3 protein-coding genes are annotated in these 2,998 nt (G+C 71.7%); all 3 read right to left on the reverse strand.

Going from position 1 to position 2,998, the window contains the following annotated elements:
• Positions 1 to 48 precede the first annotated feature (48 nt).
• Entirely contained in the window at positions 49 to 810 is a 762-nt protein-coding gene (locus FKN01_RS32005) for a TetR/AcrR family transcriptional regulator (RefSeq protein ID WP_260697095.1), read from the reverse strand.
• A gap of 178 nt (positions 811 to 988) precedes the next feature.
• Complete coding sequence (locus FKN01_RS32010; RefSeq protein WP_143626152.1) at positions 989 to 2,191, reverse strand: NAD(P)/FAD-dependent oxidoreductase; 1,203 nt, start codon at positions 2,189 to 2,191, stop codon at positions 989 to 991.
• 75 nt (positions 2,192 to 2,266) lie between these two features.
• Positions 2,267 to 2,998, reverse strand: a 732-nt coding sequence (locus FKN01_RS32015) for a beta-ketoacyl reductase (RefSeq protein WP_143626153.1), incomplete at its 5' end; no start/stop codon positions are given.

Consider the following 2,998-nt stretch of genomic DNA (forward strand, 5'->3'; position numbering starts at 1 on the left):
CGCCCACCCAGGCGGGTGGGCGACCAGCCCCTTCCACACGAAAGCCCTTCAGGTGAGCGGCTTCTCACCGTTGCGGATGCGGACCAGCACCTCGATGCCGTCCAGGACCCGCTGGAGACCGAAGGTGAAGTCGTCCTCGGGCTCGTCGAACGCCCCGGCCTCCAGCAGCTCGACAAGAGCGGGGAAGGACGTGGAGTCGGCGTACTTGGCCAGCGCGCGACCGTAGTTGGCCATCAGGTCCGTGTCACTGATGTCCTGGGTGACGACCCCGAGCGACATCTGCACGTTGTTGCGCACGTAGCCGATCATCAGCATCATCACGGACAGTTTGTCGTCCGGCCGCAGGCTGGTGCCGCCCAGCGTGCGAAGGCCGCACTCCAGCCAGCTGAGCTGCCCCGGCTCCAGGGGCGGCCCGCTCACCGAGATCTGCAGCATCCAGGGGTGCCGGTGGAAGACCTCCTGGAAGGCGCGGGCCCACTGCTCCAGCCCGCCCCGCCAGTCACCGTCGGCCGTGTCGACCTGGGGCGGGGTGCCATAGGCCATGTCGAGCATCAGCTGCCGCAGCTCGTCCTTGCTCGACACGTGGCGGTACAGCGACATGGTGCCGAAGTCGAGGCTCTTGGCCACGCGGGACATGGACAGGCCGGCGAGACCGTCGGCGTCCGCCGACTCGATCGCGGCCGTCACGATGCGCTCGACACTCAGACCGGTACGTACAGCGCGCTGCTCCCGGCTCCGCAGTTCCCAGAGCACCTCAATGCTGTTCGGCAGGCCGACGCCTTCCGTGCTCGTTCCTTCGCCAGCCGTCATCTCGTGCCTGCCTTCATCAGAGCCTTTCCATGCGTATCACGCACGCATAGAGCATGGTATACGCCTCGGGTCCGTCGTCCGTAGAACCGTGGGGTGTGAGGCGGGGGGTGCAAAGACGGTACGGCACCGCGTGCGGTGCCGTACCGGTCGGGACGTGCCGGCCTGCCGGTGGAGCTGATCAGATGCCCGCCGCCGCGGTGGCCAGCTCCGACGACGGCCGGCCGAGCAGCTGCCGGCACTGCCGCAAGCCGCGCGCGCTGTTCCAGCCCATCCCGCCGACGAGGACCCCGTCGCGGTGATACGCGGCGACGAATTCCCGGTCCTCGGTGGAGCCGCTGACGATCTCCGTCCTGGCGTCGGGCGGGCACCAGCCGACGGTCTGGATCTTCTCCCCGAACTGATGCGTCCAGCCGAACGGCACGGGGGTGTACGGCTTCGCTCCCGCTTCGCCCGCCAGCAGGTTCGCGGCGACCGCCATGGCCTGCTGGGCGGCGTTGGTCCGCTGTTCGAGCCTGACCCGGGCTCCAGCCACCATGGGGTGGGGCCAGTTGGCGACGTCTCCCGCCGCCCAGACCCCGGGGGCGGCCCGGCAGTACGCGTCGCACAGGACCCCGTCGCCCAGGGGCAGTCCGGAATCGGCGAGCCAGTCCACGGCGGGCACGGAGCCGATCGCGACGACGACCAGGTCCGCGCGGACGACGCTGCCGTCCGCCAGCATGACTCCGCGGACACGCGTGCCGGCCCGGGCCATGCCCACGACGTCGGCGCCGAGAACGAGCCGCACTCCGTTGTCACGGTGCAGGTCGGCCACGAGCCCTCCGATCTCGGCGCCGACCTGGCGCGCGAGCGGCTGGTCGTTCGTGTCGATGAGTGTCACGTCGAGTCCGGCACCGCGCGCCGTGGCGGCGACCTCCGCACCGAGGAAGCCCGCCCCGATCACCGCCACCTCGGGCTTGGCCAGGAGCGCCTCCCGCAGCCGCACCGCGTCGTCCAGCGACCGCAGGACATGGACGCCCTCCAGTCCGCCCCCGCAGGGCAGCCTGCGCGGCCGGAGGCCGGTCGCGATGACCGCCGCGTCGTAGGGCAGCCTCTCGCCGTTGGAGAGGGTGATGGTGCGAGCGGCCTGGTCGAGGCCGGTGGCCCGGCAGCCGAGACGCAGATCGACATCGACGGCCGCCAGCGCGTCCTCCTTGCGCAACCAGGTGCTCGGGGGCTCCCAGCTCTCGGCCAGCAATTCCTTGGAGAGCGGCGGACGGTCGTACGGCGGGTGGCGTTCGTCACCGACGAGCGTCAGTTCTCCCTCGTACCCCTTGGCCCGCAGCGTCTCCACCGCGGTCAGTCCTGCGGCCGCCGCGCCCACGACGACTATCCGGTTCAGCACACTCGCTCCTCGTCTCCGGTGGGTGCTCACACGAGCCCCTGATGCCGCTCCCGGCAGGGCCTGCCGGGAGCGGCCCTACGCCTCGCCGTCGAGAATGTCGAACAGCTCGTCCGCGGTGGCCGCGCTGAGGTCGTCCTCGGGTACGTCCTCCCCGAAGAGCGTGCGGCGCAGGTGCGCGGCCAGCTCGGCGGCCGAGGGATAGTCGAAGATCAGCGTCGGCGCCAGCCGGCAACCCGTCACCTCGTTCAGCCGGTTCCTGAGTTCGAGAGCCGTCAGGGAGTCGAATCCGGCGTCGAGGAATCCGCGCTCGGCCGGGACCGCCTCGGGGCCCGAGTGCCCCAGCACGGCGGCGGCGTGTCCGCGCACCAGGTCCAGCAGGGCCCGTTCGCGGTCCTCGGAGCCGAGTCCGGTGAGGCGTGCCACCAGTGCGGCGGGATCGGCGCTCTTCGTCCGGCTCCGCACCACGGGGCCGGACGCCTCGGCGAGGACCAGGTCCCGCAGCAGGGGGTGCAGCGCGCCCGGCTGCGCCTTCAGGGTCGGTACGTCGACGGCGAGCGGCACCAGTGCCGGCAGCCCGGAGCGCAGACCGGCGTCGAGGAGCCGGAGCGCGTCGGCCGGGGCGAGAGCGGGCAGGCCGCGTGCGGCCATGAGACGGGCGTCGTCCTCGACAGCCTCGGTCAGGCCCGTGGCGACGTTCCACAGCCCGTACGCGAGTGAAGTGGCCGGCAAGCCCTCCGCCCGGCGCTGCACCGCGAGCGCGTCCAGGAACACATTCGCCGCCGCGTAGTTCGCCTGCCCCGCCGCCAG

It is taken from the genome of Streptomyces sp. 130 (assembly GCF_007096885.1).
In the GTDB taxonomy this organism is placed as follows: domain Bacteria; phylum Actinomycetota; class Actinomycetes; order Streptomycetales; family Streptomycetaceae; genus Streptomyces.